The 16316-nt window shown below is 61.7% G+C and carries 12 protein-coding genes and 1 pseudogene; 6 read left to right on the top strand and 7 right to left on the bottom strand.

Going from position 1 to position 16316, the window contains the following annotated elements; all coding sequences use genetic code 11:
- A partial coding sequence (locus tag ACLP2E_RS10440) for a UbiA prenyltransferase family protein (protein ID WP_442465873.1) occupies window positions 1–575 on the bottom strand: 575 nt, incomplete at its 3' end.
- Between the two features lie 372 nt (window positions 576–947).
- Here ACLP2E_RS10440 and recA point away from each other — a divergent pair.
- Together recA and alaS are read left to right on the top strand one after the other, a co-directional pair.
- The gene (recA, locus tag ACLP2E_RS10435; protein ID WP_442463294.1) at window positions 948–2024 is read left to right on the top strand and encodes a recombinase RecA; all 1077 of its coding nucleotides are present in this window, start codon (window positions 948–950) and stop codon (window positions 2022–2024) included.
- Between the two features lie 236 nt (window positions 2025–2260).
- A complete protein-coding gene (alaS, locus tag ACLP2E_RS10430) occupies window positions 2261–4912 on the top strand; it encodes an alanine--tRNA ligase (protein ID WP_442465872.1) in 2652 nt (883 codons plus the stop codon).
- A gap of 4 nt (window positions 4913–4916) precedes the next feature.
- Here alaS and ACLP2E_RS10425 read toward each other — a convergent pair whose 3' ends face one another.
- Complete coding sequence (locus ACLP2E_RS10425; RefSeq protein WP_442463296.1) at window positions 4917–5762, bottom strand: AAA family ATPase; 846 nt, start codon at window positions 5760–5762, stop codon at window positions 4917–4919.
- 459 nt (window positions 5763–6221) lie between these two features.
- Here ACLP2E_RS10425 and ACLP2E_RS10420 point away from each other — a divergent pair, with 459 nt between their 5' ends.
- Complete coding sequence (locus ACLP2E_RS10420) at window positions 6222–7268, top strand: hypothetical protein (protein WP_442465871.1); 1047 nt, start codon at window positions 6222–6224, stop codon at window positions 7266–7268.
- A 135-nt stretch (window positions 7269–7403) separates the two neighbouring features.
- On the top strand, window positions 7404–8579 hold the full coding sequence (locus tag ACLP2E_RS10415; RefSeq protein ID WP_442465870.1) for a vWA domain-containing protein: 1176 nt from the start codon (window positions 7404–7406) through the stop codon (window positions 8577–8579).
- Between the two features lie 10 nt (window positions 8580–8589).
- Here ACLP2E_RS10415 and ACLP2E_RS10410 read toward each other — a convergent pair whose 3' ends face one another.
- Window positions 8590–10563, bottom strand: a complete 1974-nt coding sequence (locus ACLP2E_RS10410; RefSeq protein ID WP_442463290.1) for a KUP/HAK/KT family potassium transporter — start codon at window positions 10561–10563, stop codon at window positions 8590–8592.
- A gap of 328 nt (window positions 10564–10891) precedes the next feature.
- On the opposite strand from ACLP2E_RS10410, the gene ACLP2E_RS10405 reads away from it, so the two are divergent.
- On the top strand, window positions 10892–12592 hold the full coding sequence (locus tag ACLP2E_RS10405) for a methyl-accepting chemotaxis protein (RefSeq protein WP_442463289.1): 1701 nt from the start codon (window positions 10892–10894) through the stop codon (window positions 12590–12592).
- A gap of 40 nt (window positions 12593–12632) precedes the next feature.
- Here ACLP2E_RS10405 and ACLP2E_RS10400 read toward each other — a convergent pair whose 3' ends face one another.
- From ACLP2E_RS10400 to ACLP2E_RS10390, 3 genes are all read right to left on the bottom strand, one after another.
- A complete protein-coding gene (locus ACLP2E_RS10400; protein ID WP_442463288.1) occupies window positions 12633–13022 on the bottom strand; it encodes a helix-turn-helix domain-containing protein in 390 nt (129 codons plus the stop codon).
- A 390-nt stretch (window positions 13023–13412) separates the two neighbouring features.
- On the bottom strand, window positions 13413–14201 hold the full coding sequence (locus tag ACLP2E_RS10395; protein ID WP_442463287.1) for a class I SAM-dependent methyltransferase: 789 nt from the start codon (window positions 14199–14201) through the stop codon (window positions 13413–13415).
- Between the two features lie 12 nt (window positions 14202–14213).
- On the bottom strand, window positions 14214–14984 hold the full coding sequence (locus tag ACLP2E_RS10390) for an enoyl-CoA hydratase (RefSeq protein ID WP_442463286.1): 771 nt from the start codon (window positions 14982–14984) through the stop codon (window positions 14214–14216).
- 400 nt (window positions 14985–15384) lie between these two features.
- On the opposite strand from ACLP2E_RS10390, the gene ACLP2E_RS10385 reads away from it, so the two are divergent.
- Window positions 15385–15981 carry an acetate uptake transporter gene (locus ACLP2E_RS10385; RefSeq protein ID WP_442463285.1) on the top strand — a complete coding sequence of 199 codons (597 nt, stop codon included), beginning with the start codon at window positions 15385–15387 and terminating at the stop codon, window positions 15979–15981.
- Between the two features lie 56 nt (window positions 15982–16037).
- Here the strand turns inward: ACLP2E_RS10385 and ACLP2E_RS10380 are convergent.
- Window positions 16038–16316, bottom strand: a pseudogene (locus ACLP2E_RS10380) (3'-5' exonuclease); the annotation flags it as partial.

The following is a 16316-nucleotide window of genomic DNA, read 5'->3' as shown; positions in this document are numbered from 1 at the left end:
ACTTCGGCCGAAGTGTTCTTTTCGTAAAGCATGAGCTCCGACCGACGTTTAGCGAAACCCAGGAACAGGGTCACCATCAGGCCGCACAGCAGGAGCCATGATGACGGCGGGATGCCGAGACCCGCGGTTCCCATCAGGATGCGCAGCATAAAGCCCATCGAAATTAGGATCACGTCGACGACAACGACATGTTTCCATGCGACCGAATAGCCAAATTGGATAGCCGCATAGGCGGCGATAATGGCGAGGGCCCAGAGACTTACAAACGAAGCCAAAATCAGCGACACAGCCGCCAGTCCGGCGGCGAACCTCCAGCACGATGCGATGGACATTGCGCCGCTGGCGATCGCCCTTTCGCATTTCACCGGATGATTGCGATCGGCCTCGACGTCGAAGATGTCATTGCAGACGTAGACGGCGCTCGCCATTGCGGAAAAGGACGCAAAGGCCAAAATCAGTCTGAATGCCAGATCCAGGCTCCACACCTCAGCGAAAATGGGCCCGAGAAAGATAAACGTGTTTTTGACATATTGATGCGGACGAGCAAGTTTCCAAAAATAGAACAAGCGGCGCATCCCTTACCAACTAATCGATGCGCATGGCGCGTAAAAAGTTTTCCGCAGGGCATAAAGCATCAATCGGAATTGAATTCAACCATGTTGAAGGTGTTCAGCTCTGTTCGGCGCGGGCTGCAAATTCCACTAGGTGGTCCTGACTAATCCGTCATTCAGCAAGAAGCTGAACTATCGTATCGGCTGCGACGATGGCGAGATACACCGCGAGCGAACGGGCTGGTCCTGGTCATAAGTGTGCTCACGCTGCGGGTTCCCTATACCCCCCGAGGAGAACATAAAAAGAACTTGCGCAACGGAACAAACACGGTACATTGCTGCAACTTACAAGCTGATTGCATCCCCCGCGCCACCCATGCCAAAAGGATAGACCTGATGTCGCAAGCGAATCTCCGCCTCGTGGAAGGAACCTCCGTGGACAAAACCAAGGCTCTCGACGCCGCCCTGTCGCAGATCGAACGCGCCTTTGGCAAAGGCTCGATCATGCGGCTCGGGAAAAACCAGGCGGTGACCGAAATCGAGACCATTTCCACAGGTTCCCTCGGCCTTGACATCGCGCTCGGCGTCGGAGGCCTGCCGCGCGGGCGCGTAATCGAAATCTACGGCCCGGAATCCTCCGGCAAGACGACGCTGGCCTTGCACACCATCGCCGAGGCGCAGAAAGCCGGCGGCGTGTGCGCCTTTGTCGACGCCGAACATGCCCTCGATCCGGTTTATGCGCGAAAACTCGGCGTCCAGCTCGACGACCTGCTGATCTCCCAGCCCGACACCGGCGAACAGGCGCTGGAAATCACCGATACTCTGGTGCGCTCCGGCGCCGTCGACGTGCTGGTGATCGATTCGGTCGCCGCCCTCGTTCCCCGCGCCGAAATTGACGGCGAGATGGGCGATGTCCAGCCGGGCCTGCAGGCGCGGTTGATGAGCCAGGCTTTGCGCAAGCTCACCGGCTCGATTTCCAAGTCTCGGACCATGGTGATCTTCATCAACCAGATCCGCATGAAGATCGGCGTGATGTACGGCTCGCCGGAAACCACCACCGGCGGCAACGCCTTGAAATTTTACGCTTCCGTGCGTCTGGATATCCGCCGCGTCGGCGCGATCAAGGACCGCGAGGAAGTGATCGGCAATCAGACGCGGGTGAAGGTCGTCAAGAACAAGGTCGCTCCGCCGTTCAAACAGGTCGAGTTCGACATCATGTATGGCGAAGGCGTATCGAAATATGGCGAATTGGTCGATCTCGGCGTCAAGGCCGGCGTCGTTGAAAAATCCGGCGCCTGGTTCTCCTTCGACAGCCAGCGCCTCGGCCAGGGCCGCGAAAACGCCAAGGCTTTCCTGAAAGCCAATCCGGACGCCGCCGCGCGGATCGAACAGACGATCCGCGAGAACGCCGGCCTGATCGCCGAACGAATCCTCGACAATATCGACCCCGGCGCCGAAGACACCGACGCCTGAGGCCGCCCTCCCGCTTCCCATAACCGCCTGCCGACGCGGCTATGGGAAGAAAGGCGCCCCCCGCTGAAAGGGCCTTGGGCGCGAACGCACGGTCGTCGATTTAATCGGCCGGCCGCTCTCGACAGCTTCGCGGCCTGTCGGTAGATAAGGCGGCCTGCCCTCTCCATATATGGGGCTTTCGCGCCGGACTTGGCGCGGCGGGCGGCCGGATTGCGGCAGAGGATCGAGAACATTCCATGAGCGGCGTCAACGAAATAAGGTCCGGTTTTCTCGATTATTTCGCCAGGAACGGCCACACCCCGGTCGAGTCCTCGTCGCTCGTCCCCCGCAACGATCCGACGCTGATGTTCACCAACGCCGGAATGGTGCCGTTCAAGAATCTGTTCACCGGCGCCGAAAAGCGCGACTACGTCCGCGCCGCCTCTTCGCAGAAATGCGTGCGCGCCGGCGGCAAGCATAACGATCTCGACAATGTCGGCTATACCGCGCGCCACCACACATTCTTCGAGATGCTCGGCAATTTCTCCTTCGGCGATTATTTCAAGGAGCAGGCCATCGCTCTCGCCTGGGAGCTGATCGTCAAGGATTTCGCCCTGCCGAAGGACAAGCTTCTCGTCACCGTCTATCATGACGACGACGAAGCTTTCGATCTGTGGAAAAAGATCGCCGGTTTCTCCGACGACCGCATCATCCGCATCGCCACCAGCGACAATTTCTGGTCGATGGGCGAGACCGGACCCTGCGGCCCCTGTTCCGAGATTTTCTACGACCAGGGCGAAGCGCTGCTAGGCGGACCGCCCGGCAGCCCGGACGAGGACGGCGACCGGTTCCTCGAGTTCTGGAACCTGGTCTTCATGCAATATGAGCAGGTTTCACCCGGCCAGCGCGTCCCCCTGCCCCGGCCGTCGATCGATACCGGCATGGGACTGGAGCGCGTCGCCGCCCTGATGCAGGGCGTCCATTCGAACTATCAGATCGACCTGTTCCGCGCCCTGATCCACGCCGTCGCCGAGGCCACCGGAGTCGATCCCGATGGCCCGATGCAGGCGAGCCACCGCATCATCGCCGACCATTTACGCGCTTCGTCCTTCCTTGTCGCCGACGGCGTTCTCCCCGCCAACGAGGGGCGCGGCTATGTGTTGCGCCGCATCATGCGCCGCGCCATGCGCCATGCGCAAATGCTCGGCGCCCGCGATCCGCTGATGTGGCGCCTGGTCCCGGCGCTGGTGCGCGAGATGGGCGCCGCCTATCCCGAACTCATCCGCGCGCAGGCGCTGATCGAAGAAACGCTGAAGCTGGAAGAAACCCGCTTCCGCGTCACCCTTGCGCGCGGCCTGACCATTCTCGACGAGGAAGCCAGGGATTTGCAGGCCGGCGAAAAGCTCTCCGGCGACGTCGCCTTCAAGCTTTACGACACGTTCGGCTTCCCGCTCGACCTGACCCAGGAAGCTTTGCGCGCCCGCAAGATCGGCGTCGACACCACCGCTTTCGACGCCGCCATGCAGCGTCAGCGCGCCGAGGCGCGCAAGGCGTGGACCGGCTCTGGCGAGTCGGCCACCGAAACGGTGTGGTTCGCGGTCAAGGACAAGGCCGGCTCCAGCGATTTCCTCGGCTACGACACGGAAAAAGCTGAAGGCGTGGTGACGGCGCTGGTGCGCGATGGCGCCTTGGTGGAAAAGCTTTCGGCCGGCGAAAAAGGCTGCGTCATTCTCAACCAGACGCCATTCTATGCCGAATCCGGCGGCCAGGTCGGCGACACCGGCGTTTTGCACGGCCCGAAAGTCAGGATGCGCGTCGAAAACACCAGCAAGAAAGTTGGCGACCTCTTCGTGCACGAGGTCGTCGTCGAGGAAGGCGAAGTCACGGCGGGTTTGGCTCTTGAGCTCGAAGTCGATCACGAACGGCGCACCGCCATCCGCGCCAATCATTCCGCCACCCATCTGCTGCACGAGGCGTTGCGCGAGGTCCTGGGCGATCATGTCGCGCAGAAGGGTTCGCTGGTCGCGCCCGACAAGCTGCGTTTCGACTTCGCCCATCCCAAGCCCATCACCGATCAGGAGCTGGCGGAGGTCGAGGACATCGCCAACCAGGTGGTGCTGGAAAACGCCCCCGTGGTCACCCGCCTGATGGCGGTCGATCAGGCGGTCGAATCGGGCGCCCGCGCGCTGTTCGGCGAGAAATACGGCGACGAAGTGCGCGTGGTCTCGATGGGCGGCGGCGCGCGCCGCGCCTTTTCGGTCGAATTATGCGGCGGCGTCCATGTTTCCCGCACCGGCGACATCGGGCTGGTGTCGATCGTCGGGCGCAGCGCCGTGGCGGCCGGCGTGCAGCGTATCGAGGCCAAGACCGGCATGGCCGCGCGGCGCCATCTCAATGCAGAAGCGCGGGTGTTGCGCGATCTCTCCGGCCTGCTCCGCGCGCCGGTAGAGGACGCTTCCGAACGCCTCGCCGCCGTGCTCGAAGAACGCAAGAAACTGGAGCGCGAACTCAATGAAGCGCGCAAAAAGCTCGCCATGGGCGGAGGCGGATCGGCGGAGCAGCCCGGGCGCCAGATCGCTGGCGTGAATTATTTTTCGCGCGCCGTTTCCGGCGTCGAAATGAAGGATCTGAAATCGCTGGCCGACGAAGCCAAACAGACCATCGGCTCCGGGATCGTCGCCATTGTCGGCATATCCGCGGACGGCCGCGCCGGCGTGGTGGTCGCGGTCACGCCCGATCTGACTTCCAGATTCAACGCCGTCGACTTCGTCCGCCTCGCCGCGGAAAAGCTTGGCGGCAAAGGCGGCGGCGGCCGTCCCGACATGGCGCAGGCCGGGGGACCCGACGGCGCGGCGGCGGAAACCGCGCTCGCGGCCATCGCCGATTTGCTGGAGCAGCGCGCCGGCTAAGACCTCACCGCCGTTCGCGGCGGTGCAGGAAGGCAAGCTTCTCGAACATATGCACGTCCTGCTCGTTCTTCAGCAGGGCGCCGTGCAGCGGCGGAATCAGTTTGGATGTGTCGCTCTCGCGCAATTGTTCAGGAGTGATGTCCTCGCTGAGCAGCAGTTTCAGCCAGTCGAGCAATTCCGAGGTCGAGGGTTTTTTCTTCAGGCCGGGCACATCGCGCATCTGGAAGAACAGCCGCAGCGCCTCCTCGACCAGGTTGCGTTTCAGATTGGGGTAATGCGCCGCGACAATCGCCTCCATCGTCGGCTTGTCGGGAAACTGGATGTAATGGAAGAAGCAGCGCCGCAGGAATGCGTCCGGGAGCTCCTTTTCATTATTGGAGGTGATGATGACCAGCGGCCGCTTTTTGGCGCGGATGGTTTCGCCGGTCTCGTAGACGTGAAACTCCATCCGGTCGAGTTCGAGCAGCAGGTCGTTGGGGAATTCGATGTCGGCCTTGTCGATTTCATCGATCAGCAGGACCATCGGTTCTTCGGCGGTGAAAGCCTCCCATAATTTGCCGCGCTTGATGTAATGGCCGATTTCAGTGACGCGCGGATCGCCCAGTTGCGAATCGCGGAGCCGCGAGACGGCGTCATATTCGTAAAGCCCCTGCTGCGCCTTGGTCGTCGATTTGATGTGCCAGGTCAAAAGCCGCGCCGGCAGAGCCGTGGCGACCTCTTCGGCCAGCACGGTCTTGCCGGTTCCGGGCTCGCCCTTGACCAGAAGGGGACGCTCCAGCGTCAGCGCGGCGTTTACAGCGACGCGCAAGTCCTGCGTCGCGACATATTTGCTGGATCCGTTGAAGCGCATGTGCTGTACCGTTTTGCAGTTCATCGCGAAGGCTGCGCGAGTTCGGCCAATGTGGCGCCGCAGCAAGCGGCGAGCAAGTGGCGCCGACGCAAATCGTGCTTTCGGGCGATTCGCGGATTGGAAAGGCTCTTTTTGCGCGGTGCAAGCCGGTTTCGCCGCAGTCGGCGCCGCTTGCCATCACGGCGCGTCTCCCGGCGGATGGCTCAGGATTCAATTGTGAAACCGAGGGAAGCGAAAATGTGACATTTCAGTCACGCGGCGCTTCCAAGTGGTTCAAAACGGCGAAAATGGGGCGGTTTCAAGCCGTCCGGGCTTCTGCCGAGCTACGCATTCGATTAGTGTAAAGTCCTCGGATGTCCCGTGATGAAAATATGACGGCCTCGGCTGAACAGGGACCACGGGACTGAAATTGACTTTTAGTTTACACTTAAACTGAAACCCTCGGGAGGGGTATTCGAAATGAACATCAAGGTTAAACTGCTCGGCGCTGTCGCCGCTCTCGCGCTGACGTCGGGCGCCGCCCTCGCCGCCTCGACCAACCCCCCGGGCGAACGCGCTGGTCTCGACCTCGCCTCCCCGCTGCCGGAAGGCGTGTACTTCGTCGACCTCCTGAGCGTCGGCAACTTCCGCGGCTACAACCCGGGTTCCGTCGGCGACACCATGACCAACGGCAACTCGAGCCTGAACTACCAAGTTCCGATCATCGCCTGGTCGACCCCCTGGACCCTCCTCGGCGCCCGCGTGCAATTGCTCGCTGCTGCTCCGATGCTCGAAGCCGGCTATAACCACATCAACGGCGCCGTCGGCGGCGTCCTCGGCTACGTCAAGCCTGCCCTCCTCAATGCCACCAACGGCAGCGGCGGCTACGTCCACGGCATGTACAACCCCTTCGTCGCTGGCCAGCTCGCCTGGAACCTCGGCAACGGCTGGAGCGTGTCGGCTCTCATGGGCGCCTATCTGCCGATCAGCGGCGGCGACCTGGGCAACGCCTACAACCGCACCACCCTGCATGAGCAGCTTGCCATCGCCTATCACATGAATGGCTGGAACTTCACCGCCAACTTGATGTTCGGCGAGCTCCTGACGCAGGGCTCCTGCTCCGTCGGCGCGCCCAGCCCGGTCCTCGGCCTGCCGAACGCCACCTGCAACAACAACGACTACTTCAACTACGACCTCGGCCTGACCCACACCTTCGGCAAGTGGGAAGTCGGTATGGTGGCCTTCGGTTCGACCGATTTCAACGTTCCGGGCAGCAACACCAATCTCGCCGGCCCTGGCAGCGGCTTCAACGGCGCGGCCTGGACCAACTACGCCGGTCAGGCTCAGTCGCAGTTCGCCCTCGGCGGCCTGGTTGGCTACAACTTCGGTCCGGTGATCACCCAGTTGATCGTCGCCTCCGACGTCTACGAGCATAACTACCAGGCTCACGAGACTCAGGTCAACGTGCATCTCATCGTGCCGCTGTGGGCCCCGGAAGCTCCGAAGGCCGTCGTCGCCAAGTACTGAGATTTGATCTCACCCGGTCAGCTCTCGGGCTGACCGGACCGATCGCCGACGATGGTTCGCCATCGTCGGCTTTTTTTGCCGTGACGTAGGTTTTTTTGCCGTGACCACTTGGCGGCCCCGTGGCAGACTGGCGCCATGCTGATCCACTTCTTCACCGCCCTGCGCGAGGCGCAGGTTCCTGTCTCGCTGCGCGAATACCTGACTCTCTGCCAGGCGCTGTCCGTCGATCTGGCGGAAAAGTCGGTCGATGAATTCTATTACCTCGCCCGCACCTGCCTGGTGAAGGACGAGCGCAATCTCGACAAGTTCGATCGCGTATTCGGCACGGTGTTCAAGGGCCTCGAATCCGCCGGCGATCTGGCGAAAAACGCCGAGATCCCCGCAGAATGGCTGAAAAAGCTGACGGAAAAATTCCTCACCGAGGAGGAGAAGAAGGAAATCGAGGCGCTCGGCTGGGACAAGCTCATGGAGACGCTCAAAAAGCGTCTCGAAGAGCAGAAGGGGCGCCATCAGGGCGGCAATAAATGGATCGGCACGGGCGGAACCTCGCCCTTCGGCGCCTATGGCTATAATCCGGAAGGGATCCGCATCGGCCAGGACGGCAACCGCAATTTTCGCGCGGTCAAAGTCTGGGACAAGCGCGAATTCAAGGATCTCGACGGGGCTGAAGAACTGGGACCGCGAAATATCAAACTGGCTTTGCGCCGCCTGCGCAAACTGGCGCGCACCGGCGCGGCGGAAGAACTCGATCTCGACGGCACCATCGGCGCGACGGCGCGCCAGGGCTTTCTCGATCTCAAGCTGCGCCCGGAACGGCGCAATGCGGTCAAGGTTTTGCTGCTGTTCGACATCGGCGGCTCGATGGACTGGCATATCGAGCAGGTGGAGCATTTATTCGCCGCCGCGCGCACCGAATTCAAGCATCTGGAGCATTACTACTTCCACAATTGCCTTTATGAAAGCGTATGGAAGAACAACCAGCGCCGCCATTCGGAAAAGCTTGCCACCTGGGACCTGCTGCACACCTTTCCGCATGATTACAAGCTGATCTTCGTCGGCGACGCCTCGATGAGCCCCTATGAGATCGTCATGGAGGGCGGCGCGGTCGAATATGTCAACGAAGAGACGGGAAAAGTCTGGCTGGAGCGGGCGCTGCAATGCTGGCCGCACGCCGTCTGGCTCAATCCGACTCCTGAGACGCACTGGCGCTATACGCAGTCGATCGGCATGATCCAGCGGATCATGGAGGATCGCATGTTCCCTCTGACGCTCGAGGGGATCGAGGCGGCGATGAAGGAGCTGACGCGCTGAAATCAGGTCGTCATCGCACCCGCACCGGGAAAATTTCGGCCGAGAGCTGCACCTGATTGCCCAGTCCGTAATAATAATAGGCCGGGCGCGAAACGAGGCGCAGAAAAAGGAACAGCCGGAAGCGCAACAGTCGCAAGAGTCCCATTTTGCGCGCCGGCAGCAGGTTTTCATGCGCCACATGCACGATCCAGCGTCGCCGGGTCGGCGGCAGGTCGATCTGCTTGTGGCGGGCGAGATCTTCCAGCCATTTTTCGACGTCCGGCTCCTCCATGAAACCGAAACTCAAATTCACGCCGATCACCGCGCCTCTATCCGGCTCGCGGTAAAAAGTCGTCACCCTGTAACGATTGTCCTCGATATAGGGCGTCGTGACGTGGGTGACCTCGACGAAAATCAGATGGCGAGGCAGCACGCCGTTGCGGTCCCACAGCATCTGCATCAGGGCCGGAGCCCTGTCTTCCAGCGAGTTCAATGGTTTCGAGGACATGACCAGAGCGTCGCGCTCCATGAAATGTTCGGCGGCGCGATATTTCTCGACCAATTCGCCCATGGTCATCGCGTCTTTCGCCTTATAGGCGGCGAAAGTCGCCTTGCGGCCCCATCGCCAGGTCGCCATGACGGCAAAAACCGCCAGGCCGACCAGCAGCGGAATATAGCCGCCCTCGAAGAATTTCAGCGAGGAGGCAGTGAGAAAAGCGCCGTTGACCGCCGTCAGCGCGCCCCAGACCAGGACGGATTTCGCGCGACTCCAGCCCCAGTAGCGGCGGGCGATCCCATACATGGCCAGCGAAGTGATGACCATGACGCCAGACACCGCCAAGCCATAGGCCGCCGCCAGAGCGCCCGCCGATCCGAACGACAGCACGAGAAAGACGCAGCCGCAGAACAGGCCCCAGTTGATGAAGGGCACGTAAATCTGGCCGGCGTGGGCGGCATGGGTGTGAAGCAACTGGATACGCGGAAAAAGTCCCAGCCGGATCGCCTGCAAGGTCAGCGAGAAGGCGCCGGAAATCAGCGATTGCGAGGCGATGACGGTGGCCAGCGTCGCCAGCCCCACCATCGGATAAAGCAGTTGCGGCGGCGTCAGGCTGTAGAACAACATGCCCTCGACCACGGGCGCTCCGCTCAGCAGATGTGCGCCTTGACCAAGATAATTGAGCAGCAGCGCGGGAAAGACCACCGCGAACCAGCTCAGCCGGATCGGGCCGGCGCCGAAATGGCCAAGATCGGCGTACATGGCCTCGCCGCCGGTGACGACCAGCATCACCGCGCCCAGTATGGCCAGCATGTTGAGCCCGCCCGCGTTGACCAGAAAGCGCGCGCCGTAGAGCGGATTGAACGCGGCGAGAACCTCGGGATTCGCGCCGACCTGCCGGGCGCCGAGCACCGCGATGACGCCGAACCACAGGGCGACAATGGGCCCGAAAATCCGGCCTATGCCGGCCGTGCCGCGGGACTGCAAGGCGAAAAGCCCGGCGAGCAGGACCAGGGTGACGGGAATTACCGCGCGCCCCAGCGCCGGCGTCGCCGCCTGCAGCCCCTCGACGGCGGAAAGCACGCTGATCGCCGGCGTGATCATGCCGTCGCCCAGCAGCAGGCCCGCGCCCAGCATCAGCGACCATAGGGTCAGGCGGGCGTAACGGTTGTTTCGGCGGTGCAACAGGCCATAAAGCGCGAAAACGCCGCCCTCGCCCTCGTTATGCGCGCGCAGCACGAGAAGCGCATATTTGATCGCGACGATCACGGTCAGCGCCCATATCACCAGGGAGACGCCGCCAAGCACGTTTTCCGTCGTCCGGGCCACGCCGGGCTGGAAAATCTGATCCATGGCGTAGAGCGGCGAGGTGCCGATGTCGCCATAAACCACGCCGAGCGCGCCCAGCGACAGCGACGCCAGACCGCCGCGGGGCGAGTGGGAACGCCCGGTTTGGACGCCTTGGGGCATGGCGTGGCCGTGGATGGGGCCGCTGGCGGGAAAATTCACTGCGCCTCCCTGTCACGGCTGGATCAAAATCGGAGCGGAGCGGCATCCAGCTTTTAATTTACGCGCTTTCTTCAAGTGAACCGGCATCCACTTCGCTCGAAAATCTGCGCAAAAAGCAAGCCATCATGGGCGCAGCCCTGGCGCAAGAAAATGACATGGATCACAGGACCGCCGCAAGAAGGCGAACAGCCCGAGACAAGTTTGCCGTCCTATTCCTGAAGCCAAAGATTTTTCAGGCGTTTTCAAGCGAAGCGCTTTGCATGAAAACGCAGCAAGCAATCGAGCCCCGTTCCGATGCACTCGGCGCCGGGCTCCAGAGGATGACGAAATGCGCTTTTGGCGAAACATCAATATTGGCGCCAAGATCATCGCCGCTTTCACCCTGTCAACATTGACTTTCCTCGCTCTCGGCGTGCTCGCGCTGGCGCAGATGTCGAGTTTCAACGCCAGCGCCGAGGCGATGCGCGCCGACTGGCTGCCATCTACCAACAGGATCGATGCGATAGAAGATGCGCTGCAGGAATTTCGCATCAAGGAAGCCAAACTTCTTCTGGTTTACGAAGCCCATCCGGACCGGGCCGACGCCGCCGAGACCTCCTTTCACGCCGCCGCCGACGCCGTCGACGCCGCCTATCGCGACTTCGAGCCCTTCATCACGCCGGGAGCCGAAGACGTCGGGCCGATGAAAAATTTCGGCGAGCTTTGGCCGAAATTCCGCGCTTCGGCCCGTCACACCATGGAACTCGCCAGCAAGGGCGAGAGGGCGGACGCCGCCGATCAGTTTCTCACCTTTGATTTTGCCGCCAAGAAAGCGGCGGCCGACGCGCTGAAGGAGGCAATCGAGTTCAACCGCCGCGGCGGCAAGGACGCGGCCGACGCCATCAAGTCGCAATATGAAGAAAGGCGCGCGCTGGTCTTCGCCGCTCTGGTTCTGGTCGTCGCGATCAGCATCTTCGTCGCCATAGCTTTGATTCTTGGCCTCGCGCGGCCGATCCGCGAAGCTGCCCAGGCCCTGCAGCGTCTCGCCGCCGGCGATCTCCAGGCGAAGGTCGTCGGCGGCGACCGCGGGGACGAAATCGGCGCCCTGGCGCGGGCGCTCGAAGTTTTCAAGGGCAAGATGGAACAGACGCGCCAGATCGAACGCCAGGCCGATGTGGCGCGGACCAATGCAGAAACGGAAAGGCGAAGCGTGATGGCGTCGCTGGCCGAGACCTTCGATCGTACCGTCAACGCCATCGTCGGCGGCGTTTCCTCGGCGGCGACCGAAATGCAAGCGACCGCCACCTTATTGACCCACACCGCGACCGAAACCGCCGCGCAGGCGGAGGCGGTCGCCGCCGCTTCGGAAACCGCTTCCGGCAATGTCGGCTCGGTGGCTTCGGCTACCGAGCAATTGTCCTGCTCTATCCGGGAAATCCGCGACCATGTGCAGCGCTCGCGCTGCATGGCCGCCGATGCGGCGGCGCAAACCGAAAAAACCGACCAGCTGATGCGCCAATTATCGGCGGCGGCCGAAAAGATCGGCGGCATCGTCAGCCTCATCACCGATATCGCCGGCCAGACCAACATGCTCGCCCTCAACGCCACCATCGAGGCGGCGCGAGCCGGAGAAGCGGGACGCGGCTTCGCCGTCGTCGCCCAGGAAGTGAAAATCCTCGCCGAGCAAACCACCAAGGCCACGGCGGAAATCTCCGCTCAGATCGCCGGCATCCAGAATTCGACCCAGCACGCCGCCGGTTTCATTTCCTCGATCGTCCAGACCACCGATCAGGTGCGCGCGATTTCCGAAACCATCGCCGGCGCCGTCGAACAACAGGGCGCCGCAACCCAGGAAATCGCCCAAAATATTCATGCCGCCTCTGAAAGCGCCAGGGAAGTGGCCGCCAATATCGGCGGCGTGATGGAAACTGCGCAGAACTCCAGCGCGGTCTCGGTGCAGATGCTGGCCTCGGCCAGGGAATTGTCGCAGCAGGCGCAAAAGCTGGGCGTGGAAGTCCATCGCTTTCTCAATTCGGTTCGCGCCGCTTGAACAAAAGGTCCGCTTGAGCGCACAGGCGATGAAACCCGCATCACTTCTGCTCTAGGTCACCGAATTCAGCATAGGCCGCGACCAGCGCCAATATGGTTTCACGGGATCTGGCGTCGCGGATGCGCGCGAAACCGGCGAGCAGTCGCTGCTCCTGGTCGGCCACCGACGCCGGGACGGCGGCCTCTTTCGCGCTCTCCCTGCCCTCCTCCACCAGTCCGCAGAAAAATTCGGACGGCTGCGCGCGCAAGATCCGCGAAACCCTGCGCATCATCTCGGCGGGCAGCCGCTCTTTTCCCGCTTCCAGCCCTTCAAGACGCGCCGTGGTCACTCCCAGCGTCCGCGCCAGAACCTTCGGATCCACGCCGCGCTCCAGCCGCAACTGCCGCAGCCGCCTGCCGACATGGCGATCGATGAAATTCGGCGTTTCCATGGGATCCCCACACAGCTCTCGTCATCGCGGCGGCAAGCCGCGACGATGACTTGGATCGACAAGAAGTTGCTTTGACGGAGGCTGCCTCAACAAATTAAAAAGCAATTTACTCGACGTGAAAACCATAACAAAACGGGAGATGAGCACAACTCCATGATGTTTTAATCATGAATTGCAGCACCTTATTACGCTACGTTAGAGCGTTTTAAAGCGAAGTGGATACCGGTTCGCTTGAAGAAAACGCGTAAAAACAAAAAACTAGAGCCACGATCCGATTCAATCGGATCGGAAAAGGCTCGTCAGTTGCGCATATTCACGTAACGCAACCAGACTCAAGGGCCAAAGCGGCGTCGCGGCTGTTTGAAAAATTACGCCCAAACGCCTGAGAAGTTACGCCCCAGGGACGGAAAAAGTTTCAACGGAACATGTTTCGATCATCGCCGCGTCGAGCCAGAAGGAGCCATCGTCTTCGATCGCGAAATGGGCGCGGGTTTCGGCAGCCGCTTTTTCCTGCAGGATGCGAATCGCCTTGGCCAGCGGCGCCGGCGTGCCCATCCGCTCGGTCCAGACGGCGAAATCCATGCGCAGCCGCCAGGTGCGGCAAGAGCGGACGGAAAAGCCGGCGCTCGTCAGCGCGGAAAACCACGCGTCGAGCGCATGATCGCGCACATGCGAGGGATCGCGCAGCAATTCGACGGTTTGCAGATGGGTGTCGAGCAGCGCGCGTCCCGGCGAAACGATGTCGATGAAAACGGCCGGCGCGCCGACGCGCAAAACGCGCCGGGCCTGGCGCAGGCCGGCAGCGAAATCGCGCCAGTGATGGGCCGAAAAGCGGCTGGCGAGAAAATCGAAAGTCTCGTTGGCGAAAGGCAGGCTTTCCGCCGCCGCCACTGCCGTTTCGATATTGCCCAGGGCTTTTTCGCGCGCCTGCGCGGCCACCGTTTGCAGCATGCCCGGCGACAGATCGGCCGCCGTCACCTTGCCGGCATGACGCGCCAGAAGATAGGCGACATGGCCGCCGCCGGTTCCCAGGTCGAGAGCGTGCGCAGGCCCCGCCGCCGCCGCTAAATCCGCCAGCGCATCGAGATCGGCGCCCCCGGCATGGACGGCGCTTTCGACATAGGCCTGGGCGCGGGCGCCGAACTGGCCAGCCGTCAATTCTTCATGACTTTGAGACATGGCGTCTGGCCCTTATTCGCCGCGCCATTGCGGCGGCCGCTTGGCGAGAAAAGCTTCCATGCCTTCCTGGAAATCGGCGCTGCGATAACACATCACCACCAGATCCTCGCCGGTCTCCATGGGCGGACGCAGCCGCGCCAAAGCCTCCTTGGTGGCGCGCAAGGTCAGCGGCGCATGGCCGGCGACGGTCCGCGCCAGGCTTTCCGCGCGGCCCATCAATTCGTCGACCGGGGCGATTTCGCCGACCAGGCCAAACATTTTCGCCTCTTCGGCGTCGATCAAGCGCGCAGTAAAAATCAGGTCCTTGACCCGCGCCGGGCCGATCAACGCGGCAAGGCGGCCGTAATTGGCGACCGAGAGGCAATTGCCAAGCGTGCGGGCGATGGGAAAGCCGAATTTGGCGTTGGCGCCGGCAAGGCGCAGATCGCAGCAGGCGGCGATGGCCGCGCCGCCGCCGGTGCAGGCGCCGGCGATGGCGGCGATGGTCGGAACGCGGCAGGTTTCGAGCGACGACAGCACGCGTTCGATCTTGATTTCGTAATCCACGGCGTCCTGCGCCGATTGCAAAGCGCGAAATTCGGCGATGTCGGTGCCAGAGGCGAAAGCCTTGTCGCCGGCGCCATAGATCAGCAGCGCCTTGATGTTCGCGTCGGCGCCGGCGCGTTCGCAGGCTTCGCGCAAATCCTCGTACATCTGGAAGGTCAGGGCGTTGCGCGCCTGCGGCCGGTTGAAGATGAAATGGGCGATCTCGCCGCGCGTCTCGAAAATCGTGCTGTCGCTCAAAGGCCGCTCCTGTGACGGGCGCGACGCGAGGAACAGGCTTCCCGCGCGCGGACGCCCTGCATAGGCAAATCGGCGGGATCATTCAACTTTTTCGCACACGCCTCAGGCAGGCAGACATGCAAACTTCGAAGCGGTCTAAAGTATTTCCCGACGCCAATAGGCCTTCGACTTACGCATATTGTTTAATCGCGCCCAAGATGATGATCCGGTAAGCCAATATCCGTCAAGGATGCAGTTGGCTTGCCTGAAAAGATCCGAAAACGGGGCGTTCAGGCGGTTCGCATCACCGGAATTGGCGGCTGGTGCGTCCAGGGGGGGCCGATCATCACGTCCATAAGGAGCCATTTCGCGTCACTTCGAAGGTTCCGATAAATATTAATCCCGATGAAGGAAGCAAAACATGTCCGACTCTTTTTTCGAACCGGCAAAACCCAGCAATCCGTTTGGCAATCCGGCGGTAGTCGGTCTGGGCGCCTTCGGTTTGACCACGATGATGCTGCAATTTCACAATCTGGGATGGATTGGCCTCGGCCCGGTCCTCTCGCTCGGATTTATCTTCGGCGGCGCGGTGCAGATGATGGCCGGCTTCCAGGAACAGAAGATGGGCAATAATTTCGGCTATGCCGCTTTCTGTTCCTATGGCGCCTTCTGGATTTCGCTCTGCGCCTATCTGCTGGGATCGACTTCCGGCATCAAGATGCTGGCGCTCAATGAAAACGATCTCGGCTGGCTGCTGTTCGGCTGGAGCCTGTTCACCGTCGGACTCTGGTTCGCCTCGCTCTGGGTTTCGAAAGCCATGTTCCTGACTTTCAGCACCTTGATGATCGGATTTGTAAGCCTGGTCCTCGTCAATTGGGGCCATCCCGAGCTTAAAAGCTTCGCCGCCTGGGATCTGATCGTCTGCGCCCTGCTCGCCTGGTACATGATGTCCCATATCATCCTGCGCAGCCTGTCCGGCAGCGACATCCTTCCGGTCGGCAAGCCGTTCATGGGCTGATTCCAGCCGAGGCAAAGTCTTTCGAGAAAAGGAGCCCGGTTTTCGCCGGGCTTTTTTTAGCCGCCATGAAACTCGCCGACGCCCTTGTGCCGCGGCCGCGGAATGCGAATCCCGCGCTCGGTGAAATCCTTCAGGCCGAGATAGATCATTGCGGTCATCAGCGCGTCGGCGAAGGCGTCGTGCTGGTTGAACAGCGGCAGTTTCAAGTCTTGCAAGATATCGGCGAAGGTCAGATCGACCTGCGTTCCCGGCGGCGCGTCGCCATATTTGCGCTCGTAATAAATCCCCGAGACTTCGATGCGCGGATTTGGCAATTGGATCCCGATGAATTCCAG

The sequence above is a fragment of the Rhodoblastus sp. genome (genome assembly GCF_052145335.1).
GTDB lineage: Bacteria > Pseudomonadota > Alphaproteobacteria > Rhizobiales > Beijerinckiaceae > Rhodoblastus.
Note: the sequence above shows the minus strand (reverse complement) of the source record. Positions and strands in the feature narration are given on the sequence as shown.